This is a genomic window from Hymenobacter guriensis (assembly GCF_015773195.1).
GTDB classification, from domain to species: Bacteria; Bacteroidota; Bacteroidia; order Cytophagales; family Hymenobacteraceae; genus Hymenobacter; species Hymenobacter guriensis.
Genome location: NZ_JADWYK010000003.1, coordinates 112,860 through 137,838, shown reverse-complemented (window position 1 = coordinate 137,838; position 24,979 = coordinate 112,860). Strand labels below are relative to the sequence as shown.

General features: G+C 58.7%; 23 protein-coding genes. 9 read left to right on the top strand and 14 right to left on the bottom strand.

Annotation, left to right across the window (positions count from 1 at the left end):
* Window positions 1-35: 35 nt before the first annotated feature.
* From porL to lipB, 8 genes are all read right to left on the bottom strand, one after another.
* Entirely contained in the window at window positions 36-842 is an 807-nt protein-coding gene (porL, locus tag I5L79_RS06545; protein ID WP_196954230.1) for a type IX secretion system motor protein PorL/GldL, read from the bottom strand.
* A gap of 59 nt (window positions 843-901) precedes the next feature.
* The gene (gene porK, locus I5L79_RS06540) at window positions 902-1,921 is read right to left on the bottom strand and encodes a T9SS ring complex lipoprotein PorK/GldK (protein WP_196954229.1); all 1,020 of its coding nucleotides are present in this window, start codon (window positions 1,919-1,921) and stop codon (window positions 902-904) included.
* A 236-nt stretch (window positions 1,922-2,157) separates the two neighbouring features.
* Complete coding sequence (locus I5L79_RS06535; protein WP_196954228.1) at window positions 2,158-3,153, bottom strand: PorP/SprF family type IX secretion system membrane protein; 996 nt, start codon at window positions 3,151-3,153, stop codon at window positions 2,158-2,160.
* A gap of 131 nt (window positions 3,154-3,284) precedes the next feature.
* The gene (locus I5L79_RS06530) at window positions 3,285-4,103 is read right to left on the bottom strand and encodes a uroporphyrinogen-III synthase (RefSeq protein ID WP_196954227.1); all 819 of its coding nucleotides are present in this window, start codon (window positions 4,101-4,103) and stop codon (window positions 3,285-3,287) included.
* A 99-nt stretch (window positions 4,104-4,202) separates the two neighbouring features.
* A complete protein-coding gene (locus I5L79_RS06525) occupies window positions 4,203-5,354 on the bottom strand; it encodes a DUF4271 domain-containing protein (RefSeq protein ID WP_196954226.1) in 1,152 nt (383 codons plus the stop codon).
* A gap of 19 nt (window positions 5,355-5,373) precedes the next feature.
* Window positions 5,374-6,429 (bottom strand): MraY family glycosyltransferase, encoded by a 1,056-nt coding sequence (locus tag I5L79_RS06520; protein ID WP_231402875.1) that lies wholly within the window; start codon window positions 6,427-6,429, stop codon window positions 5,374-5,376.
* 70 nt (window positions 6,430-6,499) lie between these two features.
* Complete coding sequence (locus I5L79_RS06515) at window positions 6,500-6,916, bottom strand: hypothetical protein (RefSeq protein ID WP_196954225.1); 417 nt, start codon at window positions 6,914-6,916, stop codon at window positions 6,500-6,502.
* A 6-nt stretch (window positions 6,917-6,922) separates the two neighbouring features.
* Window positions 6,923-7,726 carry a lipoyl(octanoyl) transferase LipB gene (lipB, locus tag I5L79_RS06510; protein WP_196954224.1) on the bottom strand — a complete coding sequence of 268 codons (804 nt, stop codon included), beginning with the start codon at window positions 7,724-7,726 and terminating at the stop codon, window positions 6,923-6,925.
* A 193-nt stretch (window positions 7,727-7,919) separates the two neighbouring features.
* Between lipB and I5L79_RS06505 the strand changes: the two genes are divergently transcribed.
* The gene (locus I5L79_RS06505; RefSeq protein WP_196954223.1) at window positions 7,920-8,279 is read left to right on the top strand and encodes a YraN family protein; all 360 of its coding nucleotides are present in this window, start codon (window positions 7,920-7,922) and stop codon (window positions 8,277-8,279) included.
* A 78-nt stretch (window positions 8,280-8,357) separates the two neighbouring features.
* On the opposite strand, the gene I5L79_RS06500 is transcribed toward I5L79_RS06505, so the two are convergent.
* A complete protein-coding gene (locus I5L79_RS06500) occupies window positions 8,358-9,314 on the bottom strand; it encodes a toxin-antitoxin system YwqK family antitoxin (RefSeq protein WP_196954222.1) in 957 nt (318 codons plus the stop codon).
* 312 nt (window positions 9,315-9,626) lie between these two features.
* A complete protein-coding gene (gene htpG / locus I5L79_RS06495) occupies window positions 9,627-11,459 on the bottom strand; it encodes a molecular chaperone HtpG (protein WP_196954221.1) in 1,833 nt (610 codons plus the stop codon).
* 239 nt (window positions 11,460-11,698) lie between these two features.
* Here htpG and I5L79_RS06490 point away from each other — a divergent pair, with 239 nt between their 5' ends.
* Window positions 11,699-11,983, top strand: a complete 285-nt coding sequence (locus tag I5L79_RS06490) for a YidH family protein (protein WP_196954220.1) — start codon at window positions 11,699-11,701, stop codon at window positions 11,981-11,983.
* Here the strand turns inward: I5L79_RS06490 and I5L79_RS06485 are convergent.
* Entirely contained in the window at window positions 11,923-12,423 is a 501-nt protein-coding gene (locus I5L79_RS06485; protein ID WP_196954219.1) for a hypothetical protein, read from the bottom strand. The genes I5L79_RS06490 and I5L79_RS06485 overlap by 61 nt on opposite strands.
* Before the next feature lie 547 nt (window positions 12,424-12,970).
* Here I5L79_RS06485 and I5L79_RS06480 point away from each other — a divergent pair.
* The 7 genes from I5L79_RS06480 (at window position 12,971) to I5L79_RS06450 (ending at window position 21,609) form a co-directional block, all read left to right on the top strand.
* Window positions 12,971-13,303: a hypothetical protein gene (locus I5L79_RS06480; RefSeq protein ID WP_196954218.1), complete on the top strand. Its 333-nt coding sequence runs from the start codon at window positions 12,971-12,973 to the stop codon at window positions 13,301-13,303.
* 282 nt (window positions 13,304-13,585) lie between these two features.
* Window positions 13,586-16,036, top strand: a complete 2,451-nt coding sequence (locus I5L79_RS06475; protein WP_196954217.1) for a TonB-dependent receptor — start codon at window positions 13,586-13,588, stop codon at window positions 16,034-16,036.
* A 697-nt stretch (window positions 16,037-16,733) separates the two neighbouring features.
* Window positions 16,734-18,710, top strand: coding sequence for an NHL repeat-containing protein (locus I5L79_RS06470; protein ID WP_394368790.1), 1,977 nt, complete (start codon window positions 16,734-16,736; stop codon window positions 18,708-18,710).
* Window positions 18,711-18,875: 165 nt separating this feature from the next.
* Window positions 18,876-20,123 (top strand): MFS transporter, encoded by a 1,248-nt coding sequence (locus I5L79_RS06465; RefSeq protein ID WP_196954215.1) that lies wholly within the window; start codon window positions 18,876-18,878, stop codon window positions 20,121-20,123.
* Window positions 20,124-20,211: 88 nt separating this feature from the next.
* A complete protein-coding gene (locus tag I5L79_RS06460) occupies window positions 20,212-20,613 on the top strand; it encodes a hypothetical protein (protein WP_196954214.1) in 402 nt (133 codons plus the stop codon).
* A 103-nt stretch (window positions 20,614-20,716) separates the two neighbouring features.
* Window positions 20,717-21,172 carry a DUF6526 family protein gene (locus I5L79_RS06455; protein ID WP_196954213.1) on the top strand — a complete coding sequence of 152 codons (456 nt, stop codon included), beginning with the start codon at window positions 20,717-20,719 and terminating at the stop codon, window positions 21,170-21,172.
* 134 nt (window positions 21,173-21,306) lie between these two features.
* The gene (locus I5L79_RS06450) at window positions 21,307-21,609 is read left to right on the top strand and encodes a DUF4286 family protein (RefSeq protein ID WP_196954212.1); all 303 of its coding nucleotides are present in this window, start codon (window positions 21,307-21,309) and stop codon (window positions 21,607-21,609) included.
* A 105-nt stretch (window positions 21,610-21,714) separates the two neighbouring features.
* Here the strand turns inward: I5L79_RS06450 and I5L79_RS06445 are convergent, their stop codons facing one another.
* The 3 genes from I5L79_RS06445 to I5L79_RS06435 all read right to left on the bottom strand — a co-directional run bounded on the left by I5L79_RS06445 (window position 21,715) and on the right by I5L79_RS06435 (window position 24,898).
* A complete protein-coding gene (locus I5L79_RS06445) occupies window positions 21,715-22,215 on the bottom strand; it encodes a GNAT family N-acetyltransferase (RefSeq protein WP_196954211.1) in 501 nt (166 codons plus the stop codon).
* Between the two features lie 145 nt (window positions 22,216-22,360).
* Window positions 22,361-22,597 (bottom strand): hypothetical protein, encoded by a 237-nt coding sequence (locus tag I5L79_RS06440; protein ID WP_196954210.1) that lies wholly within the window; start codon window positions 22,595-22,597, stop codon window positions 22,361-22,363.
* Between the two features lie 96 nt (window positions 22,598-22,693).
* Window positions 22,694-24,898, bottom strand: coding sequence for a prolyl oligopeptidase family serine peptidase (locus tag I5L79_RS06435; protein WP_196954209.1), 2,205 nt, complete (start codon window positions 24,896-24,898; stop codon window positions 22,694-22,696).
* Window positions 24,899-24,979 lie beyond the last annotated feature (81 nt).

Below are 24,979 nucleotides of genomic sequence, written 5' to 3'. Positions count from 1 at the left end.
TGAAACTGACACTAACCTCCTGCTAGCCTTCCGGCTTAGCTGGTAGCCCGCATGGCGTTCAGCATGTTGCCGTACACGCGGTTGAGCGAGGTCAGGTTGGACGTCAGGCTCGTTACTTCCTGCTTGAACTGCTCGGTTTCTTTGCCGGCTTCGGTCAGGTTCTCCATTGCCTGGCTCAACGTTCCGTAGAACTTGTTCATGGACTTCAGGTGCGTGTTGGCATCCTGCAGTTCCATTTCGTACACCGCATTCAGCGCGCCCAGATTCTTGGTTACGTTCTGTACCTGCAGGTGATACTCCTTGGCATCAGAGGTAGCATTCGACATAGCCGAAATAGCGTCTACCGTGTTCGAGTAAGCCACGTTGATGCGCTCCAGCGACTGAGCAGCGGTGCGCACTTTAGCCGTATATTCGTCCGTTACGTTAGTAGCCTCACCCAGCGAAGAAAGCTGCTGCGTGGTGGTGCTCAAACGGTTCAGGCCGGCACCCAACGAGGAAATAGCCTCGGGCGTTACGTTGGCATCCTTCAGCATATCGTCCAGCTTGCGGGTCAGGCCCTTGCTGTTTGACTCCGCCGCAAAGCTGGCGTTGCCGGTCGAAGGGTCATAACCTTCGCTCAGCTCAGGGTATACCAGCGACCAGTCGGGGTCTTTGTGCGTGGGCTGGAAGGCACTCAGGGCAAAAATCACCGCTTCCGTGCCCAGACCTACGATGAGCATAATGTCAGCACCATCCCAGTGCTGGATTTTAAACAATGCGCCTACGATTACTACTGCTGCACCCAGACCGTAGATCTTCGGCATTAATACGTCATACAGGAAACTGCCGCCTTTTTGTGCCATTGTACTTGTGTTGTTGGTGAAATTGGAGTTGTTGAAAACACTAAGAGAGTAAAGCGGACTTAGTTCAAAGAGGTGTTAGTACCCATACCAATCTGAATCATTGCCGTCCGGAAGCCAATGTACGAACGGGCCGAATCCTGATATTCGAAGTTGCGCGTACCGGTTTCGAGGAAGTAAGCAATGTCTTTCCAAGAGCCGCCGCGTACTACTTTGCGGGGTTCGTTGTCATCGGGGTTGGTTGGGTTCAAGTCCCACACCACGGGCACCGAGGCTTCCATGTAGGCGTCGTCGCACCACTCGGATACGTTGCCCGACATATCATAGAGGCCAAAATCGTTCGGGAAGTAAGAGCCTACTGCGGAGGTATAGGCAGCACCATCCGAGGCATAGTCGCCACGGCCCGGCTTAAAGTTGGCCAGCATGCAGCCATTCTGGTTGCGCAGGTAAGGGCCACCCCAGGGATACGTAGCCAGGTCGCGGCCACCACGAGCGGCGTACTCCCACTCGGCCTCAGAGGGCAGGCGGAAGTTGGGCGTGGGAGCCAGGCCCAGTTCTTCGTTCGAAGCATTTTTGTTTTTGGTGCGCCAGTTGCAGAAATACTTGGCCGCAAACCAGTCGACGCCCACCACCGGGTAATCGTCGAAAGCAGGGTGCGTGTAGTAGTACTCCATCAGCGGGTCGCCCATGTGATAGGTGAAGTCACGCACCCACACCGTAGAGTCGGGGTACAATTCCGTCATCACGTATTCCTCGCCGAGCACGTCAATAGAGTCCTGCCGGATGGCGTCCATGAACTGACGGTATTCATTGTTGGTAATTTCCGTCTCATCCATGTAGAAGCCGGCAATGGTTACCTGCTTGTTCATGTTTACCATGGAGGCCGAAATATCCTGGTCAGTCTGACCCATGTGGAACGTGCCACCGGGGCAGGGCACCATGCCAAAAGGCACTTCCTGCGGGTTGAATTCCGGGCGGTCTTCGGAGCCAATCAGGTCACCCTGCGGCCCTTTGCCAAAACCACAGCTTCCCAACAACAGGGCCGAAGCAGCAACGAGAGGAAATAAGAAAAGCTTGTTCATAGTCCGGAAGCGAAAGTCTTGTGAGGCGCGATACCCAAAGATTACAATTTTTGCAGCAGGCAAATTTAATGTGTTCAACTCTTGTACGCAAGTATTTCGTTCAACTTCACGTAGCTAGCCGCGAATACCGGTTTATACGGGTTAAAATGAAGGGGGTCAAGGTTCTTCGAAAACTTAAACCGACTGCTTGTTTTACCTTCATTCAACGGCAGAAAAGGCCGAATCACGCTTGAAGCCTAGAAACTGTAACGTGGAGTGCGAATGGCTGGGCGAGAGATACTGACAGGGCGCGGCAGGCGGTAGGAGAGCATAATCTCATGTGAGCTAAACGCACGCGCTTCTTGATTAAATGCAATAAAATCAAAAGCGTACCCCACTCGCAGGGCATTGTCTTTAGTGAAACTCGCTCCCAGCATTCCCTGGAACGACTCTTGAAAACGATACCCAAGCCCTGCCCAATACTTGTCGTCAAGCGTAGCACGCCCACCTAGTTCGAACGAAGTACTTTTTTGCGAAAACTTGCCCCCATCCCCTACTTTACCCGGCAATACCATCTTCACTAAAGCAGTGGGTGTTACCACAACGGAAGGTGTAGCTTCAATATTATACCCCAGCGTGAGATACGCATGGTTCTCACCTGTTACGGACGAGGCCGTATTGCCATCAACATTCTGGAACTGGTACTTCGACCGAAGCAGGTTGTTTACGCTTAGCCCGGCATAGAGTTTTTCGGACTCGTACCACACCCCGGTACCCAGATCAAACTTTCTATCGGCGCTTTCATTAGGCACGGCTGGGTCCCCCTCTTCGGCAGGCCGGTATGTGCCTTTTCCAAGATGGGTGTAGATTCCCTGGACACCGATTCCCAGCTTTCCTTCCCCTATGGTTATATGGTAGGCGTAAGAAACGTTAGCCGTGGTTATTTTGGTTTCCGCAATACGGTCACGATATAAAACTGCTCCTAGCCCACCATGCAGGAACTTTACGGGCACTGAGGCCGACAACAGATAGGTTTGTGGGGAGCCACCCGCATCTTCCGGCAAAGTAGCCTGATATCCCAGATATTGGTAGCGGCCTATAGTAGTAATTTCCCCATATCCTTTCACGCCCGCGTAGGCAGGGTTCAGGTATATACCATTGAAGCCATAGTGCGTAAACTGGGGCTGCTGCTGAGCCAGCGCCGAGCCAGTTGCCAGACAGGCCAATGTACCAATCAGTACTGGAACCCTCATAGTTGTGTTCGAATAGGACCGTATTACGTGAAAAGTGGGACAGGGCTGCTCTACCAAATGTAACGAAAAAGGTCATTACACTGGTTCAGGGCAGCTGGCCCACTCTTCAACGGAAAACGCGGATAGTTAGTCTATTTATTTGACTTGGCTTTTGCATTTGCCTGGGCACCGCTGTGCAGCAGGATATACTGCTCTATAGCCCCGGTCATAGAAGGCGCATTGGGGTGCGGTGCCTGGATGTCAAGCTCCAGGCCGGCATCAATGACTGCTTTGGCCGTGGTGGGGCCAAACGCCGCGATACGCGTTCCGTTCTGCGTGAAGTCGGGAAAGTTGATAAACAGGGAGCTGATACCCGACGGGCTGAAGAAAGCAATGCAGTCATACTTCACATCCGAGAGGTCCGACAGGTCGCTGGCTACGGTGCGGTAGATAACGGCTTCGGTGAATTTGAAGCCATTGGCCCGCATAAACTCCGGGATATCATCCTTGCGGATATCCGAGCACGGATACAGGAATTTCTCGCCCTTGTGCTTCTTGATGACGTCAAACAAATCGGCAGCGGTGCGCTGGCCCACGAAGAGCTTACGCTTGCGCAGTACAATGTACTTCTGCAGGTAATTGGCCGTCTGCTCCGAAATACAGAAGTATTTCATCTCAGCCGGCATCTCAATCTTGGCTTCCTGACAGATGCGGAAGAAATGGTCGACGGCATTGCGGCTGGTGAAGATGACGGCCGTATGCTCCTGAATATTGACTTTCTCTTTACGAAAATCCTTATAGGGAACCGGATCAACCTGGATGAATTCCCGAAAATCTACTTTAATGCCGTATTTCTCCGCAATGGCAAAATAGGGTGATACGTCTCCTGTCGGCTTGGGCTGGGTGACCAGTATGCTCGCGATGCGCTTCGCGTGGCGGCCAGTTCCCGGTTGCTCTTTGCTGTCGGCCATGGTAAGAAAAAAAGGTAAAACTAGGCAATAAGGAGAATGAGAAAGAAGCGAAAAGTCTGAGTGGCACCTTGCCGGAAAGATGGGAAAGCAGTTTAAGTGCTAGAAAACGATAAGCTTTAGCAGAATAATGAGGGGTATAACTTCCGTGGCGCAAAGGTACGAAAACAAATGTAGATTCAGTACCGACGACTTCCGATGCAGGGTAAGGGCAATGCGGACAACCGTGGCCACTAACAGAAAGCTAATCACCCCGTTGGAAAGCCAGAGAACCAGAGCCGGCGCGGCAGTATTAAGGGTAAGGTAGATGATAACGACGAAGGGAAGAGCTAGGCCAATCAGCAGGATAGTGCGCACAAACTCGCGATACTGCACCGTAACTACTGGCAGCACGTCGAAAATGTAGCCCATGATGGAGATGTAAGGGTATTTCAACAGCACGAATGCCAGTACCAGCCCGGTATATAGCAGCACCCGTAGCACAATGGCCGACTCTGGCACGTTGAAAAGCCGCCGCAGGATCAGCACGTTTTGCAGGCTGGTATGCACTGCTACCAGCAGCAGCGCAAACGACAGCGAGAATACCAGCAGCAGCAGCAGATTGAGCCAGGTAGCAGTGGGCTTGATCAAAAAATCCTGGTCGGCAGAATTGTTCAGAAAGCTTCTGAGCTCATAAATCCGGCTGAAACCTGGCCGGTACGTAACACGCACACCCCCATAGAGCAGCCCCAGCAACAGCAGAAAGCACACGTAGGCATTGTGGTAGCCCAAAACCCGCTCCTGCGGCAGCAAGGGGGCCACAGCGTGCGTACTTCGGGCTATAGGTGCCGGTTCGGCATCCACGAACGAAGCGTAAGCGGGCGGCGCAGTTGGATGCCATATGCACAGCAGGTGCTTCGCCGTGAGGCCGGTGGCGGGCACAAAGCGGGCCAGATCCAGCGTGTAGGAACCAGCCTCGGGCGCGGTAAAAACCAGCTGGTTATCGAGGAAAAGACTGAGGTTCTGAAGCGCGGTAAACGTAATAACCGTAGGCTGACCAGATTGTAAGCTAACCCATTGATAGTAAGCACGGCTGGGCTGATGGTAGCCCGCCAGGTACAGCGTCAGCCGATTCTGGCCCGGCTTGTAAATCAACCAATCATCCGACAGGCCAACGGGGGGCGGGGGCGGCAACGGGCGGTACTCGGCCGCGCGACCGGGCACTGCCGCCAGCAGGAGCCAGCTTACCAGCAGTACGAGTTGCCGCCAGTTCATACGGGAAAGAAGAGCCAGCTTAGGACGCCACCCGCTGCCGGGCACTTCTGCTCTGGTACACGCCCAGAAATATGCTTAGCCCCAGCGAAAAGACTACCAGCCCGCCAATCAGCCAGGTATTGCCCAGGTAGGCAAAGTTGATGACGAACAGAATAACCACTAAGTTCAGCAGGGCCAGCAGCATAACGGTGCTGATTTGCTGGAAGCCCATGGCCAGAATGCGGTGGTGAATGTGGTTTTTATCGGGGGAGAAAGGTGAGCGGCCTGCCATCATGCGCACGATAAACACGCGGATGGTATCAAACAACGGCACGAACAGCACGCCCACGGCCACCGAAGGCGCCGACGTGGGAAACGGCTGACGCATCTCAATAAACTGAATCGTGAGAAACGACACGATAAAGCCACAAACCAACGAGCCGGTGTCGCCCATGAAAATGGTGGCCCGGTGGAAGTTGTAGCGCAGAAAACCCAGCATTCCCCCAATCACGCAGATAGATACAAAGGCGTAGTTCCCGTAGGTGGCGCCGCCGTAGCGGTAGAAGTAGTACCCGAATGTACTGACGATGATAAGCACAATACTTCCTGCCAGGCCGTCGAGACCATCAATGAGGTTGATGGCGTTGGTGATGCCCACAATCACGAAGAAAGTGAAGGCATAGCTGATGCCGATAGGCAGCTCATGAATTCCCAGAATACCCTGGAAGCTGGTCAGGCGAATGTCGGCCATAATCATGACTACACCGGTAGCCAGCAGCTGGCCCACAAATTTCTTGGAAACCGAGATACTGACCAGGTCATCCTTGAGCCCCACAAAAAACAGGATGATGCAGCCGGCCAGCAGCTGCTGCACGCCATGCTCCAGGTTGGCGAAGATGGTAAGCGCCGACATGAATCCGGCAAACACGGCTACTCCCCCCAGGCGCGGCGTCAGGGACTCGTGCACGGTGCGCACGTTGGGGGTATCGAGCATGTTCTTCAGGTGGGCGATATAAATGATGGACGGCACCGCGAACAATGCCACCAAAAACGCCCACAGAAAAGAGAGGCCCAGAGAAATACCGAGTGGATTCATAAATCAGAGCTCAAAGAGAAGCATTTACGCCAATGACAGCAATAGAGGATGTACTGCCTTGTTCTTTCTTTTAGTGATGCAGAATACCTTCCTGGTTGAGCAGGGCTATAGGGATGAGGTTAGCCGGCACAATGGAGTCGGGCACGAAGATGTATTTTTTGTCAAAGATCTGCGCACCACGGTAGTAGCTCACCCAGTACTGGTTGTTGAGGTGAAACAGCCCGGGGTCAATAGGCTCGATGGGCACGGCGCTGTGGGCCGGCACTTCCAGCAACACATGACGTAGCGTGGAGGTGCGCACGGCTTCGCCGGTGGGTTGGGTGCCGTAGCCGTTGGAGTTCACAATGACGTTCTGAAGCGGAAAGTCGTTGTAGTTGAGCAGGTACACCAGCCAGCCGGGCTGGCCGTCTTCGGTGGCTGCCGCTTCATCGGGCACCACGGCCATGGCCACACCTTCTACCGGGTCAAACTGAATGTCCTCTTTCATAGCAAATCAAACAGCGTATTCGGCGCCCAGAAGCGTAGCCAGATGCGGGAGCAGGCGGTTTTCAACTTCCGTTACGGGTATTTCACGGCCCAGCTCGCGCTGCATAGACGTCACCGCCTTGTCCGTGATGCCGCAGGGCACGATGTAGCCGAAATACGTGAGGTCGGTATTGACGTTGAGGGCAAAGCCGTGCATGGTTACCCAGCGGCTGCACTTCACGCCCATTGCGCAGATTTTGCGTGGATTGGGGGCTCCTACCTCAAAATCAAGCCATACACCGGTGAGGCCCGCAATGCGCCCGGCCGCCAGGCCATACTCGGCCAGCGTACGGATGACAGCTTCCTCCAGCACACGCAGGTAGCGGTGAATGTCGGTGAAGAAGTTGTCGAGGTCCAGGATGGGGTAGCCCACCAGCTGGCCGGGGCCATGAAAGGTAATGTCGCCGCCGCGGTTGATGCGGTGGAAGGTGGCCCCGTGCGCCGCCAGGGCGCTTTCATCTAGCAGCAGGTGCTCGGGCTTGCCGCTTTTACCCAGCGTATACACCGGCGGGTGCTGGCACAGCAGCAGGTGGTTTGGCGTAGACACCGGAAGCTCGCCGGCCTCAGCTGCTGCGCGGTTACGGGTTTTCAGGGCCAGCGTGGCCGCCAACAGCTCTTCCTGGTAATCCCAGACGGTTTGGTACGCTACCTCGCCCAGCCGCTCTACCTGCACCAACCTGTTTTGTCCGGGCTGCCGGCCCCCCGCCGCAACGGGGGCCTCGGGGGCGGCTACCGGAGGGGTTGTTACGCAGGTAAAGAGCAGAGAATTCATGCGGGGAGCGTAGGGCAGGCCCTTCGGCAGGCAAGACGGGCGCAGGTAAGGCCATCAGCCGAAACAATGGCTGATCAGACACTTTGGCAACGGCCGGGCTTGTTCCGCCGGGGCTAAATTCTCCGCAAAGGTACTAGATTTAGCTCCAATCTGTTTTTCCAGCTATGGATTCCTGGCTTACGCGCTTGCCGGCATGAGCAACGCGGCTCACCAACTCGGGGCGGCCGGCGAGGACGCCGCCGCCGATTTTCTGCAGCAGCAGGGCTACATGGTGGTGCACCGGGGCTACCGCTACCGCCGCGCCGAGGTAGACCTGATTGTGCAGCGCGGGCAGGAGCTGCTGGTGTTTGTAGAGGTAAAAGCCCGCTCCGGCACGCAATACGGCTACCCCGAAACCTTTGTCACGGCGCGCAAGCAGCAGTTGTTTCGGCTGGCCGCCGAGCAGGTGCAGGAAGAGCTCAACTGGCCCGGCGACATTCGGTTCGACATCTTGGCCCTTACCCGCACCACGCACGGCTTCCGCATCGAGCACTTCGAGGATGCATTTTATTAAATTAATAAGGTAAAGCCCCCCGCAACCGATGCATGACGGGCAGCCATTCAGCCTTTAAAGCAGAAAGCAATTGACGTCCTAATTCCGGGCGCCGGGGCGGGAGTTATCGGGCTTGCCTCGGTTGTCGAGCTTATCTTTCTCGAAGATCAGCACGGCGTTGCGGTTGTACTCCTTTATCAGCTCAGGCGTGGTTACTTCGGGGTCGTAGCCGGTTTCGCCGTACTGGTACACATAGTGGCGGCGGTTGCGGAAACCCCAGTACTTCGTCCACTCCCCTACTTTCTTGCCGTTCTCAAACTGCCCGTCCCAGTCGCGCTGCCCGTTGTCGAGGTAGCGCACGTAGTCACCTTCCAGTTTGCCGTTCAGGTACGGTATAACCTCCTTGATCAGCTTCTGCTCCCCATCATAGTAGGTAATGGCGGCGTCGCGCGGGAAGCCCATTTCGTAGTGGACTTTGCTGAGCAGGATGTTGTCTTTGTTGAACCGCTCCCAGCGCAGGTGGCGCGTGCCCACGGCGTAGTAACCGGTTTCTACCACTTTGCCACCCTGCAGCTTCTTGTAAGGGCCGTGCAGCACTTTGTCGACAGCCGGATCAAGCTCGGTGGTGGCTTTGAAAATCTTCTTTTTTCGGGGGTTGAAGTAGTAGCGGGCCGGAGCGTAGGCGTTGGGCTGCTGGAAGGTTTTCAGGTAATAAAACACCTCAATCACCTGATTTTTACCTTTCGGCCCCGACTTGGTATAGCCGCGCTTGATTCTTTCCCCGAGGAAGATGTTCTTCTTTTTCTTCTTGGTTTTTCGCTGCGCTGCTTTTTCGTTTTCCTTGGCCTGCTTTTCCTGCTCCTTGGTCAGGGCCACGCGCTTGGCCACCAGGGAAGGTGAGCCCACCGTGTCGCGGGCGGTAGTGAGCGTGTCGGACGGGCGGTTCTGGATGGCAGGGGCCTCCGGTTTACTATTGAACGATACCAGCTGCGGCGAGCAGGCCCCCAGGCCCAGCATCAGCCCCAACCCTACGTACAGCAAACGAAACAGGCGCATTGGCGAAAAGTGAAGTAGCTAGCGGACGATAAAACGTAAATATACCGACATATAGTGCCCTGCGATGAAATGGTGAGTTGGTGACTTAGCGAGTTTGAGGTTCTACTGTCATTGCGAGTCATGTGGCGCATCAAGCCAGTGTCCGAAGCAATCCGTCCGAAGCCCTACTATGTGAAAAGCCCCTACCCGTTGCGTACGAGTAAGGGCTTTCTGGTAAAAGAATGGAAAGCACAGCTCAGAGGGCAGATTGCTTCGCTAAGCTCGCAATGACAACTCACTAAATCACTAACTCACCATCTCACTAGCTTACCGCTACTCCGCGGCCAGCAGGTCGGCGCTGCGCTTCACAAAAGCTGTGAGGGCCTCACCTTTCAGCATGCCCTGGGCCAGCAGCGCGAGGTCGTAGGCCTGGCGGGCCAGCTTGCTGCCGGCTTCGCCCTCGGCGTGCAGCACACGCTGGGCAATGGGGTGGTTGGCATTCACACTCACGGTGTAAGAGTCGGGCAGGGAGCCAAACATCTGCATGCCACCGCCGCCACCGGCACGCTGCATATCCTTCATGCGGCGCATGAACTCGGGCAGGGTGATGATAACCGGTGCATCCTGGGGCGACAGGGCCTCTACCTGTACATGCATCTGCTCGTTGCTGATGGCTGCCTTGTAGAGCTCCTGCAGCTTGGTTTTGTCGTCGTCGCTGAGTACGCTCTCGGTGCTTTCCTCCTTCTCGATGAGCTTGCCGATGGTGTCGGCGTCCACGCGCTTGAAGGTGGTTTTCTCCAGTTTCTGTTCCAGCTGGCCAATAAAGTGCGAGTCGAGGGGGCCGTCGAGCTTCAGCACGTCGTACCCGCGGTCCTGAGCGGCCTGCACGAAGCCGTGTTGGGCTTCGGCGTCGGTGGTGTAGAGAACCACGGTCTGCTCGCTCTTGTCTTTCTGGTTGGCCTGCACAAACTCCTGGTACTCGGGCAGGGTGAAGAACTTGCCTCCCACGTTCTGCACCAGCGCAAAGTCCTTGGCTTTGTCGTAGAACTTCTCGTCCGACAGCATGCCGTACTTCACAAACAGCCCAATGTCGGACCATTTCTGCTCGTAGCCCGCGCGGTCCTTGCGGTAGAGCTCAGCCAGCTTGTCGGCTACTTTCTTGGTGATGTAGGTGTTGATTTTGCGCACCGCGGCGTCGGCCTGCAGGAAGGAGCGCGACACGTTCAGCGGAATATCCGGCGAGTCAATCACGCCGTGCAGCAGCATCAGGAACTCAGGCACCACGTCCTTCACCTCATCGGTAATAAACACTTGGCGCGAGTAGAGCTGGATTTTGTTGCGCTGGAACTGCAGCTCGTCCTTCACCTTGGGGAAGTACAGAATGCCCGTCAGGTTGAAGGGATAATCGACGTTGAGGTGAATCCAGAACAGCGGCGGCTCCGAAAACGGGTACAGCTCCTGATAGAACTTCACATAGTCCTCGTCGGTCAGCTCCGAGGGCTGCTTAGTCCAGATAGGCGCCGTCTGATTGATAACCTCGCCTTCGAACTCGATTTCGATGGGCAGGAACTTGCAGTACTTATTCAGGATGCCTTTCAGGCGGGCAGGCTCCAGAAACTCGTCGGAGTCTTCGGCTACGTGTAGTACGATGTCGGTGCCGCGGTCGGACTTCTCGGTGGTTTCGAGGCTGAACTCGGTGCTGCCGTCGCACACCCAGTGGGCGCCTTCGGTTTCTTCCTTATAGCTCTTCGAGAAGATTTCAACTTCGCGGGCTACCATAAACGCCGAGTAGAAGCCCAGGCCAAACTGACCGATAATCTGGTCTTTGGCGGCGGCATCCTTTTCCTTGTACTTCTCCACAAACTCGGTAGCCCCGGAGAAGGCAATCTGGTTGATGTACTTCTTGATTTCCTCGGCCGTCATGCCCAGGCCGTGGTCGGAAATGGTGATGGTGCGGGCTTCCTTATCCACGCTCACCTTCACCTTAAGCTCGCCCAGCTCCCCTTTGAACTCGCCTAGCTGGCCCAGGCTTTTCAGCTTTTGGGTGGCGTCCACGGCATTGCTCACCAGCTCGCGCAGGAAGATTTCGTGGTCGGAGTACAGGAATTTCTTGATGATAGGAAAGATGTTCTCGGTATGAATCGAGATGCTGCCTTTCTCTTGCATGGCGGGTTGGTAAAAACTAGACGGAGGTAAAACACAAAACTCTTCGCCGCCCGGCGGTTACCCCGCCGGCGGCCATAGCGCCGCTAGTCAAAACCCATTCCAGTCGGGCTTTACGCTGCCAGATTGACAGCAACTATAGGCCCTTACTCCATTCCTGCTCACGCCAACCGAAGCAATTTTCGTTGCGTACATACCGGCATCAACCGTCAACACTACAGGCTCTCGGCTACTACATCAGCATGGCTGGCTCTTCCACCCGAATTCGTGAACTGCGCGACCTATTAGCCCTGGAACGAACCCAGATGGCCAACGAGCGGACGCTGTTGGCGTACGTGCGTACGGGTATGGCCCTGGTTATTGCCGGTTTCTCGCTTATTCAGTTTTTCCGGCAGAACCTTTTCGTGTGGGCCGGCGTGGCGCTGGTGCCGGCCGGCCTGGCCGTAGTGCTGCTGGGCTGGCTCCGCTACCGGCACAAAGGCAGCGCCTTAACGAGCAGAGCCTCCACGTCGTCGTACACCGAATGAGGGCTGTGCCACTCATCCAGCAGGTGCTGGGCGGCTTCTTCCTGGCCACCCACCAACCAATCGAAGGCCGCTTCCAGCTCGAAAAATAGCTGCACCTCGAAGTGAATAAAACGGCGGCCAGCCCGCAGGATATTTTCAATCACCATCAGATTATACTGACGGCTCCCCACAATCAGGGCCACGCACTCTACCGTGGGCACGCACACTTTGGGCAGCCAGGTATGCAGCAGCCAGAACTGGTCTTCGACGCTGATAGCCGGCAGCGTGCTTATATCGAGCAGGCACTGCCGGATCCGGAGCTTTTGAGCCAGCACGGCAATGGCCTCCAGCGCCGGGCGCAATCCATCGGTCGTAATAGTATCCCCGCACCACCCGTAGTGGAGCAGCTGCGCTTCGGCATTGTAGTGCACCCGAACACAGTTCTCAATATAACATATCACAGTCGTCAGGCTATTAGCTTGACTACAAAAAAAGCATAATAACCACACTACGCCATACACTTACCCGTTTTTATTAACCTCCTATAGAATGTTTATATTTTCTTATACATAGATCCTAAACGCTGCCCGCTGCTCTCCAGAACTACGGTTGTTTCCTTGATTTCACGGGCTTGTATGTTACCTGGTTCTACGCAGGCATTCACACTCAGCCCATATTCTATTCGTCTATAAGCTCCCTGACCTGCCTTTTATAAATCAAATGAAGAGTGGGGGCTCAGCAGTAGCGCGGCCAGGAGCCCGCAGATTATTCGTTAGAGCAAGCAGTAGACGGAAAGCCAGGTGTTTCATAGGATAGAAGCTTTTCAGTGAGAACATGCGCAAAGGTGAAGCGGAAACATTACGTCAATATTTTTCCCTGATGATCAATGCGTTGCCAATTAATGTGCACAGGTATCCGTTACTGCTACCAGGCATAGCGGCAGGCAGTGTGCTTCGGAAACGAGTATCTTGCGCCGGGCTTTTAGTTCGGTCCTGCTGATTTTTTGTCATGGCGTCGCGTCGTTCCTTGCTGGCTGGCTGGCTGCTGCTCTGCTTTTTGCGGGTGCTGCTGCCGGAGGCGTGGGTGCTCCAGCTACACGCGCACGAACACACCACGGAGGAAACAGCGTCGGCGCAACCGGGCAAAAAGCTGGTCAGCCCCAAGCACCAGCACTGCCCCGTCGACCAGTTTCACCACGTCCCGTTTCAGCTGGCTCCACCGCTGGAATTGCCTGTACCCTTTTACCAATATGTAGCGCCTGCTACGGAAGCTGTAGCTTCTGTGGGCCGGGCCGCTACGGTACCTACCGCATACCTGCGGGGCCCGCCGGCCCGGGCATAAACCCTACTGTATAGCCCTGGAGCGCGCCATCTGCCGCCGCGGTCCACTTCGCACTGGCCAGTCGGGCGCTTTCGCCTGCTGGCTCACTGCTCGTCACCTCCATTCCAGCCTTAGCCTATCTATCTGCTTTCCTTCGCCGGATACAGCAGACGGTACGCTGTATCTGTTCCAGGCTGAGCAGAAACCGGAGGTTGACGCCTGGGCTTCTCCGGCAGCTTCACTTACTTCTTCGCCCTGAATGCCCGGCCATTGCTGCCTGCCTCAGTGCGCACATTTTTCAGCATGAAATCATCCTTTATAGCTGCGGGCCTACTGCTGCTGGCCGGCAATAGCGTAATCCAAGCCCAAAACGCCCCGCGGCCGAGCCTGCCGGCCCGGGCTACCCGCACGGCGGCCCCCGTAACCGGCCTGGTAACCGATGCTGCTACCGGCGAACCGCTGCCGGGCGCTACGGTAATTTTCCCCGATGTAAAACAAGCCACCGCTACGGCAGCCGATGGCACGTTCCGGTTTGCCAACATGCCGCAGGGCCGCTTTCTGATGCAGGTGCGCTTCGTGGGCTACACGCCCGTGGTGCGCACCGTAGACACCAGCACCGGCACGGCGCTGGAGGTTGCCCTCACCCCCGCCGAAACTGAAATCGGGCAGGTGATTGTGACGGGCGTATCGGCCAGCACGGAGATGCGCCGCTCCCCGGTGCCCACCAGTGTGGTAGACCAAACGCGCCTGCGCCAGACAGCCGCCACCAACGCCGTGGATGCCCTGGCCCACACGCCCGGCCTCAACCAGATTACCACCGGCGCGGCCATCAGCAAGCCGGTTATCCGGGGGCTGGGGGCCAACCGCGTCATCACCCTGAACAACGGGGCCAAGCAGGAAGGCCAGCAGTGGGGCGACGAGCACGGCATCGAAATCGACGAGTTCAGCATCGACCGGGCCGAGGTGATTAAGGGCCCCGGCTCCTTGCTGTACGGTTCCGACGGGCTGGCCGGCGTCATCAACTTTCTGGCGCCCGACCCGGTGGAGGATGGCCGGATTCTGGGCTCCGTGACGGCCAACTACCAGACCAACAACTACCAGCAGGGCTACTCGCTCTGGAACGCGGGCAACCTGGGTGGCCTGAACTGGCAGGTGCGCGGCTCGGGCAAGGTGGCCGCCGATTATAGGAATAAGTACGACGGCCGGGTGTACAACTCGGGGTTCCGGGAACTGGACGGCAGCGGCTACGTGGGCCTGAACAAAAGCTGGGGCTACACCCACCTCACCTTCAGCTCCTTCAACCAGATCCTGGGGTTGATTGAGGGGGAGCGGGACTCTACTTCGGGCCGGTTTACGCGGGTAAACAGCCTGGGCGAAACGCAGTTAGTGAACGGGAGTGGCTTTTCCGGCTACGGCCTCGACGTGCCCCGCCAGCAGATCAACCACCTGCGCATCGGCACCGACAACAACTTCATCCTGGGCCGGCACCGCCTCACGCTCAACGTGGGCTGGCAGCAGAACCTGCGCCGGGAGTTCGGCAACCCCGAGGACTACTACGAGAAGTCGTTGTTTTTTCAGCTGCGCACCGTGGATTACGCCCTGCGCTGGTTTTTGCCCGAGAAAAACGGCTGGCACACCACACTGGGCTTGAGCGGCATGCAGCAGGAGAACCAGAACAAGGGTGTGGAGTTCCTGATTCCGGCTTACCGCCTGCTGGATGGCGGTATGTTCGGCGTCACCAAAAAGAGCTTCGGTAAGCTCGACCTCAGCGGCGGCCTGCGCTACGATGTGCGCCGCATCACAGCCGACGCGCTGTTTCTGGATGAGGAAGAACAACCGGTACCCCCGGGCCTGGGTGAGGAAAAATTTGCGGGCTTCCAAAGCACCTTTCGCAATGTGAGCGGGAGCGTAGGTGGCGCCTATAACCTGAGCGACAAGTGGCTGCTGAAAGCCAATGCGGCCCGGGGCTTCCGGGCACCCAACATTGCCGAGCTGGGCTCCAACGGCATCCACGAGGGTACCACCCGCTACGAAATCGGGGAGCCGGGCCTGAAGCCGGAAACCAGCTTCCAGCTGGATGGAGGCCTGAGTTTCACGGCCGACCACGTGAGCTTCACGGCCGATGTGTTCCGCAACCGCATTAGCAACTACATCTTCCCGCGCCGCCTGGCTTCTCAGGATGGCACTGACTCCCTCTCGGCGGATGGCGACCGGGTGTTTCGCTACGGGCAGGGTGATGCCCGCCTGGCCGGGGGCGAAGTAAGTCTGGACCTGCACCCCCACCCACTCGACTGGCTGCACTTCGAAAACTCGTTTTCGATGGTGCGGGCGGTGCAGCTAGACCAACCGGCCGGGCAGCGCTACCTGCCGTTTACTCCCGCCAACCGGTTTCAGTCGGAGCTTTGGGTGAACTTCCGGAAGGTGGGCCGCTCGGCGCTGCGCAACCTGTATGCCCGGGGCACCGTGGAGCACAATTTCGCCCAGAACCGCGTGTTCTCGGCCTTCGATACCGAAACCCGCACGCCCGGCTACACCCTGGTAAACGTGGGCGTGGGCACCGAGGTAGCCTCCGCTAAAGGCCGCACGCTGTTTTCGCTGTATCTGGCCGCCAACAATCTGTTCGACGTGGCCTACCAGAACCACTTGAGCCGGCTGAAGTACGCGGCGGCAAACAACGCCACCGGCCGCGCCGGGGTGTACAACATGGGCCGCACGCTGAGCGCGAAGCTGGTAGTGCCCCTGTCGTTTAAGTAAAGCTGCCGTTTACCGCTGCTCGCCACCGGCCTCGGGCAAAGTTGTCCCAGAGTGTCTCGCCCCGCTTTACCTGGCTATAATCGTGTAAGGCAACCATGACCGCATCATTCGGCTGCTTAGCCCCTACTGGGATAGGAGCGTTGAGAAGCTCTACCGATAACTAGTTGCGTCGCGTGACCGAAAAGGGTTCGATCCAGAAGCGGTGGCAGAGCAAGATGCAGATTGTTGTTCGCTTTCGGGCACGCAGTTCATCCGCTTCGATTGTAGTAAATGACAAACGCGAAAGCGCCCCCGTGCTGGCTGGTACGGGGGCGTTTTCGCGTTCGGAGCTGGTTTCTCAGAAACCCAGGTCGTCAGGCTCATTCAGCCCCGGCGGCGCGTGGCTGATACCCAGACTGCTCCGCCAGTAGCTCCCGCAGGCTCGTTTCGGCTAGGCTGTCGGCTTCGAAGCGTAGTGCATTAGTGGGCATATCGGCCACGAGCAGAATGCATAAGGCCTGATCCGAGGTTCGGGGAAGGTACGGCTCGGCAGTGCCCAGGGCGGGGCCGACTCCGTAAGCCTGGGCGTTGACCTCCCGCTATCCGTCGTTCACCCACATTCCCTGGCACCCTATCCGGCTGGCGGATATTTTCGCCCCTGTTGGTTTGCAACGCCGCGCGGCCTAATGCCGGGCGGGTACCGCACAAGTTTCCTGTGATGCACTCGATACGTTTCCTGCGCGCCGGTTTGCTCGCTTTGCTGCTGGTTGCGCCCGCCGCAGTCTTCGCCCAGAACGTGGGCATCGGTACCACCACGCCCGACGCCTCCGCCGCCCTCGACGTAAAGGCCACCGACAAGGGCCTGCTGCCACCCCGCCTGACTTCGGCCCAGCGCGCTGCCATTCCGAGTCCGGCTACTGGTCTGCTGGTGTACCAGACCGATGGCGTGGCTGGCTACTACTATTTCTCCGGCACCGCCTGGCTGAACCTGAGCACCGGCATCCAGCCCGATGCCAGTGGCCTGCTGCCCGGCGTGCCGACCAGCGGATTGGTCAGCACCCTGGCCGGCTCGGGCACTAATAGCTACACCGACGGGCCGGCTACTGCCGCCGCCTTTCGCGCCATCCGGGGCGTCGCGGTGGATGCGTACGGCACGGTGTACGTGGCCGACCAGTTGTCCCACCGCATCCGCGTGATTCGCAACGGGGTGGTGAGTATGCTGGCCGGCTCCGGCAACCCCGGCAGCGCCGACGGCCACGCCGCCTCGGCGCAGTTCAACAACCCGGTGGGCGTGGCCGTCGACGCGGCCGGCACTACGGTGTACGTGGCCGACCAGAACAACCGCAAAATCCGCGTCATCAACAATGGGCAGGTGAGCACCCTGGCTGGCACCGGCGCCGTCGGCACCGCCAACGGGCCCGCTGCCGCCGCTACCTTCCGCGAACCGTTGGGCGTGGCCGTCGATGCCCAGGGCCGGGTGTACGTGGCCGACTCCCAAGGCCACAATATTCGCCTTATCAGCGGCGGGGTGGTGAGTACGCTGGCCGGTACCGGCACCGTCGGCAGCACCGACGGGCCCGCCGCCTCGGCGCAATTCAACCAGCCCTACGGCTTGGCCGTGGATGCGGCCGGGGCCGTGTACGTGGCCGATCAAGGCAACGCCAAAGTCCGCCTGATCCGCGACGGGCAGGTAAGCACCCTGGCCGGCTCAGGCACCCTGGGGTACGCCGACGGGCCGGCCGCCACCGCCCAGTTCACGTCGGTTACCGGGGTGGCCGTCGACGGGCAGGGCGCCGTGTACGTGGCCGACCCCAACAGCCACCGGGTGCGCGTGGTGCGCGGCGGGCAGGTAAGCACGGTGGCCGGCACCGGCACTGCCGGCAGCTCCGACGGGCCCGGTGCCGCCGCCTCGTTCAACACGCCCATCGGCCTGGCCGTGGACCGGCAGGGCACGGTGTACGTGGCCGACTACAACAACAACAAAGTCCGCCTGATCGGGGGCGCCAATTCGCCAGTGCCGGCCCTGAGCGTGAACGGGCAGACGCTGACCGTGGCCGGCGGCAACTCGGTGACGCTGCCCACGCCGGCGCCGCAGACGCTGACGCTGAGCGGGCAGACGCTGGGCATCAGCGGGGGCAATTCGGTGACCTTGCCCGATAACGCCGACAACCTGGGCGACCATACCGCCACGATGCCCATCCGCTACAGCACCAACGACGCGGACAAAATCTGGTTTACCCAGGCCGTCGGGGCCAACGGCTCCAAGCTCGAACACGCCGCAGGCTGGCTGCTCAACTACTACGCCGGCCCAAACAACGGCCTGGCGGGCACCCACCGCTTCCTCACCGGCACGGGCAGCGGCTGGCGGGAGCGGATGCGCATCGATGACAGCGGCAACGTGGGCATCGGCACCGACAACCCCCAGCGCACCCTCGACGTGAACGGCAGCATCCGCCAGACCACCTATTCCCAACCCCTGAGTCTGGGCGCCAACATCCGGGGCCACTTCCCTTGGACGCACAACCTGGGCTACAAGCCCACCCTGATGCTGAGCGTCGAAGACACCGGGGACCCGGGCGCGGGCCGGTACGTCAGCCTCAGCTACGAGTACGTCAACGACAACACAATCAACATCTGGGTGCACAACACCGGGGCCGCGGCCACCTTTCGCGTCCGTTGGATTCGCGTGGATTAGAGACCTAGCCGTAGCCGAAAACTCTCGAACGGCATGCTTTAGCCCTGCTCAGCATGGCGTTTCAAGAGCTGAAGGAAATGATTAAGGAGTAATACCGCCGTTGCCATGCGTTGCGGAGCAAGTAAATCTTCGTAATCTGCGGGGGCGAACTTCTTTCCTGCCTGCATGTCTGCCCCCGCTTCTCCCAAAACTACCGGCCTGTTTTCGGCCATCGTCATTGTTGCTTCGCTGGGCTATTTCGTGGATATCTATGACCTGATTCTGTTCAGCATAGTGCGGGTGGATAGTTTGAACGAGCTGGGCATCACGGCCAAAGACGCGGTAACCAACCAGGGCCTGTACCTCATCAATATGCAGATGGGCGGTATGCTGCTGGGCGGGGTGCTGTGGGGCATTCTGGGGGATAAGCGCGGGCGGCTGTCGGTGCTGTTCGGCTCCATCCTGCTCTACTCACTGGCTAACCTGGCCAACGGCTTCGTGCAGACCATCGACCAGTACGCCTGGCTGCGGCTGATTGCCGGCATCGGGCTGGCTGGGGAGCTGGGCGCGGGCATCACGCTGGTGGCCGAAACGCTGCCCAAGGAAAAGCGCGGCTACGGCACCATGATTGTGGCCACCGTGGGCGTATCGGGAGCCATGCTGGCCTATTGGGTGGGGGCTCGGTTTGGCTGGCGCAATGCCTACTTCGTGGGTGGCGGGCTCGGCTTAGCGCTGCTGGCCTTGCGGGTAGGCGTGTACGAGTCGGGTATGTTCGAGCAAACCAAGAAAAGTGACGTGGAGCGCGGAAACTTTCTGGCCTTGTTCACCAACCGCCGCCGGCTGGCCCGCTATGCCAAGTGCCTGCTTATTGGGGTGCCGCTGTGGTTTGTGGTCGGCATCCTGATTACGCTGGCCCCGGAGTTCAGCACGGCTATGGGCATCACCGGGCCGGTCACGGCCGGACTGGGCGTGTTTTGGTGCTACTTCGGGCTGGTGTTCGGGGATTTTGCCAGCGGCACGCTCAGCCAGGTGCTGCGCAGCCGCAACCGGGCGCTGCAGTTGTTTCTGGTGTTTTGCGGCGTGATGGTGGGCGTGTACCTGTTTGCGGTGCATGGTGCCTCGCCCACGGTGTTTTACGCCGTGTGCTTTGTGCTGGGCATTTCGGTGGGCTTCTGGGCGCTGTTCGTGACGGTGGCCGCCGAGCAGTTCGGCACCAACCTGCGGGCCACGGTAGCTACCACAGCACCCAACTTTGCCCGCGGCTCGGTGGTGCTGCTGGTGCCGCTGTTTCAGGCGTTGCGGGGGCCGCTGGGGCTCATCGGCAGCGCGGCGTTGCTGGGCGCGGGCTCTTTGCTGATTGCCTTCTGGGCCGTGAGCAGCCTACCCGAAAGCTTCGGCAAAGACCTCGACTACGTGGAGCAGGACGAAGCTTAGCCGGGCTGCCGGGCAAAGACGCCTTGCGGTATAAAGTGCGAATCCCAACTCTGCGGGGTGGGCGCCGTACCTAAAGGCGAATTCTCCTATGAACTCGACCGTAGCCATGAAATTATTTGTCGCGCTTCTGGCAGCTGCCTGGTGCAGTGTTGCCGTTGCCCACGCCCAAACCACGCCTGCGGTAACTGACTCAACCCAGCTCACGCTCCAGCAGCAACAGAACCGGGCCTCCGCCGCCCAAGGCGCTCTGAATACCCAAAAGCAGGAATCCGCCGCTTCCCGCACGGCCGTAAACGATTCGAAAGCGCAGCTCAGCGACCAGAAGCGCGCTATGAAGGAGCAAAAGCAGCAGCTGAAAGACCAGAAGCTGGAATTGCGCCGTCAGCAGGAAGTAGCCAAGGCCGACCGCCAGCGCGAAAAGGCCGCCAAAGTGTTGATGAAAGAAGAAAAGCAGCGGGCTAAGGAAGCTAGGAAAGCGGCCCGCGCCTAACGCGTACAGTTAATGGAGCATCAGGCACTCGCCGCGTAGCTCCGCCCCGGCACACGGCGTATGTGTGCCAGATACCAAGTAGTGCTCTTCACCGCCACAACCCATGCCTTCTTCTTCTCCCACCAACCGCCCTACCGTGCGCTGGTACGTGCCGCACCACTTTATTCTGCTGCCGGCGGCACTGGTCATGGCCTTTTATGCCGGGCGGCGCTACGCGGCCATAGCTGGTACCGATGACAACAATGCCCGCCTGTGGTTTTGCGTGGCCGCCGGGGCCGTCATTGTGCTGGGCATGCTCATCATGATGCGCCAGCACTACGCCCTCACCTTGCAGGACCGCATTATCCGGCTGGAAATGCGTCAGCGTTACTTTGAAATCACCCGCGACAGTTTTCAGCCCTTCGAGCAGCAGCTCACCTTTAAGCAGATAGCGGCCCTGCGCTACGCCTCCGATGCCGAGCTGCCCGGGCTGCTGCAGGCGGCTATCCGTGAGAAACTTTCTCCCGCCGCTATCCAGGAGCGCATCGACCACGTGGTGCCCGACAAGATGCGGGTGTGAAAACCCGCCATGTCGCGGCCGTTAGCTGGACTTTTTGTCTGAACTTTGTGTTGCTGGCCTAACCTATGGGCAAGAAAGGCCACCTGCCTTTCTTGCCTCTTTGGCCGTATTCACTCGCTTCGCTGATTTTCCCGATGATTCTTTACAACGTAACTACCAGCCTCGACCCGGAAATTGAAGAGCAGTGGGTTGCCTACATGCGCGACACGCATCTGCCCGAGGTAATGGCTACCGGCTTCTTTCTGAAAAGTCAGCTCTGCCGCCTCCTCAATGAGGAAGATGGCGGCATCACCTACGCGGCTCAGTATTACTGCGTGAGCTTAGCGCAGTTGGAGGAGTACCAGGACGTAGCTGCCCCGGCACTGCGGCAGGAAATCGAGAAGCATTTTGGCGGCCGGTTTGCCTCTTTCCGCACCATGCTGGAAATTGTGGACTAACTCCACAGTATGCCTCTTAGCTTGAAAAGCCGCCTCTTCGGAGGTGGCTTTTCTGTTTTCGGGCGGTACGTTTTGGCAACCCGTTACTTAGAGAGTACCCTATGGCTAACCCTGCACGGCGGCTTCCACTTCCGGGTGGCAGGTGTAGGCCGCCAGCTGCTCGGCCGTCATATTGCCGTTGTGCCATTCGGGGTCGAGGTTGGCGCCTATTTTCTTGTAGAAGCCGATGGCGGGCTCGTTCCATTCGAGTACCTGCCACTTCAGCCGGTGCGCCCCGCTGCGGCGGGCTTCGGCTACCACGGCATCAAACAGCAGCTTGCCAATGCCGGTGCCCCGGGCTGCTTCCGTCACCACCAGATCTTCGAGGTAAAGCATCCGGCCTTTCCAGGTGGAATACGCCGTGTAGTACAGGGCAATACCCAGAATACCCTGCTCTGGCGCCTCAGCCACGAAGAAGCTGAAAATGGGCTCTGGGCCGAACCCGTCGCGGCGCATATCCTCCAGGGTATTGGTGACTTCCTGGGGTGCGCGCTCAAACACAGCCAGCTCAACAATAAGCTCGTGGACGCGGGGTAAGTCGGCTTCGGTGCCGCGGCGGATGATCATAAGTCGGTGACGAGTAAAGGGTGTGGTATTAACTGACAAACCGGCGTCAGGCAAAGGAAAGCGTTGGAGGAATTACCTACCAAAATAAATGAGCAACAGCCTCCGGGGCCATTGCTCATCATGGGTTGCCTACAGCAGGCAGCGCCTACATCTGCGGCTGCATTTTCTTGATGGCCTCCGTGGCGTTTACGGCGTTGATTTCCTGCTTGGCAGCAGTAGCAGCGGCAGTGGCCGAATCCTGCCCGGAAACCTCGGCGGGCAGCGGCGGCAGGGGCTGCACGGTTACGTCCTCATCCTTCTTGTAGTCGGGGTTGCTGCACGACGATACCGTGAGCGTCAGGGAAGCGCCGGCCAGCAGACCAAGCAAGAGCGTTTTTTTCATGGATATAGCTAAAAAAGGCAGGGCCGTTCGGGGTTTGGGGCCGCAAGATACACACGCTGCCCGGAAACGCCTATACGTGTACCGGGCTAAACGAGGCTACTTCACCAGCTTGGCTTGCTTGCCGTAGGGGTTGAGGCCCATGTTGTAGAAAGCAAACGACCAGATATCGGCCCACTCGTCTATCAGCAGCTTGGTGCTTTTGCCGGCGCCGTGGCCGGCGTTTACGTCGATGCGGATGAGCTGAGGCTCGGTGCCGGAATACACGGCCTGCAGGGTGGCCGCAAACTTGAAGGAGTGCGCCGGCACCACCCGGTCGTCGTGGTCGGCGGTGGTGATGAGCGTGGCCGGATACTCCACGCCGGCGCGCAGGTTGTGCAGAGGCGAGAACTTATACAGGTTCTGAAACTGGTGGTAGTTGTCGGAAGTGCCGTACTCGGGCGCCCAGTTCCAGCCAATGGTAAACTTCTGGTAGCGCAGCATATCCATCACGCCCACGGCAGGAAAAGCCACGCGGGCCACATCGGGGCGCTGCGTCATGGTGGCGCCCACCAGCAGGCCGCCATTGGAGCCGCCCGCAATAGCCAGCTTTTCGGGCGTGGTATAACTCTGGATGGCCAGGTACTCGGCGGCGGCAATGAAGTCGTCGAACACGTTTTGCTTGCGGGGCGTCATGCCGGCCTGGTGCCAGGCCTCGCCGTACTCGCCGCCCCCACGCAGGTTGGGAATGGCCAGCACCCCACCGTTTTCAAGCCACAGCATGCGCGCAATGCTGAACGAGGGCGTGAGCGACACGTTGAAGCCGCCGTAGCCATAAAGGTACGTGGGGTTCTGCCCGTCCAGCTTCAGGCCTTTCCGATGCACGATAAACATCGGAATCTTCGTCTTGTCCTTGCTGGCATAGAACACCTGGCGCACCACGTAGTCGTCGGGGTTTACGGCTACTTTGGGCTGGCGAAACACGGTGCTCTGGCCACTGGCCAGATCGTAGCGGTAGATAGTGGTGGGATACGTGAACGAGGTGAAGGCGTAGTACACTTCCCGGGAATCGGGGCGGCCGCCGAAGCCGCTGGCCGTACCCAGGGCGGGTAGCTCCACGTTGCGCTCAAACTCGCCTTTCGCGGAGTACACCTTCACGGCGCTGCTGGCGTCTTTCAGGTAGGTGGCTATGAGCTTGCCACCTACCTGCGCTACTTCTTCCAGCTTGTCCTCCGTCTGGGGCAGTACGTCCTGCCAGTTGCTTTCCTGGGGCCTGGCAGGGTCTACCAGCACCAGCCGGTAGCGCGGCGCCTGATAGTTGGTAAGCACCAGCAGCTTGCCCCCCACGTTCCCGACCACGGAATGGTTGTGCTCGTAGGTTGTGCCGATGGTCTGGAAGCGGCCGGCCTCCTTGTCATTGCTCAGGTCGCGCACCAGCAGGCGGTTGCCGTCGGCCTTGCCATCGGTAAGGTAGATGATAAGGAACCGCTCGTCGTCGGTGGTGCCGGCGTAGCGGAAACCCAGGGGCATTCTGGCGTCCTCGTACACCAGCTTATCGGCGCTTTGCGCAGTGCCCAGCTGGTGGTAGTAGACCTTATGAAATTCGTTTTTGCCAGAGAGCTGACTTTCGCCGGCTTTGGGGGCATCGTAGCGGCTGTAGTAGAAGCCGTTGCCGGCCCAGGCCGCGCCCGACACCTTCACCCATTCCAGCTCATCGGTTAGTGGCTGGCGGGTTTGCAGGTCCAGCACGCGCAGCTTCTGCCAGTCGGAGCCGCCGCCGGAGGTAGCGTAGGCCAGGTAGCGGTGGTCGGGCGAGAAATAGGTGCCGGCCAGGGCCGTGGTACCGTCGGCTGAAAGCTTGTTGGGGTCGAGCAAGACTTCTTCTTTCTCCTCCCCTACCTTCTGCACGTACAGGACCGCCTGGTTTTGCAGCCCGTCGTTTTTCTGGTAGTACAGGTAGTCGCCCTCACGCTGGGGTACGCCGTACCGCTCGTAGTTCCACATCTGCGTCAGCCGCGTCCGGATCTGGTCCCGAAACGGAATCCTGGCCAGATAATCAAACGTGACCTTGTTTTCGGCCGTCACCCAGGCTTTGGTTTCGGGCGAGTCGGGGTCTTCCAGCCAGTGGTAGGGGTCGGTTACGGGCGTGCCGTGGTAGTCGTCGGTATGGTTGCTTTTGCGGGCGGCGGGGTAAGCAGCCGCGTGGTGGCGGGTATTATTCACAGCGGAAGAGGTTGAAGTGGCGTCCGGGCCCGTGGCCGTGCAGGCCGCCAGGGAAGTCACGCCAAAAATCAGCAAAGCCGGTAAGCGTAGAAGGGTGGGCATGGCGGTGGGAAAGAGGGCGGAAACGACCCGGGCGGAAAGGCATTGCTACAAGGTAACAGCCGCAAGCTAAAGCGCCCGGCG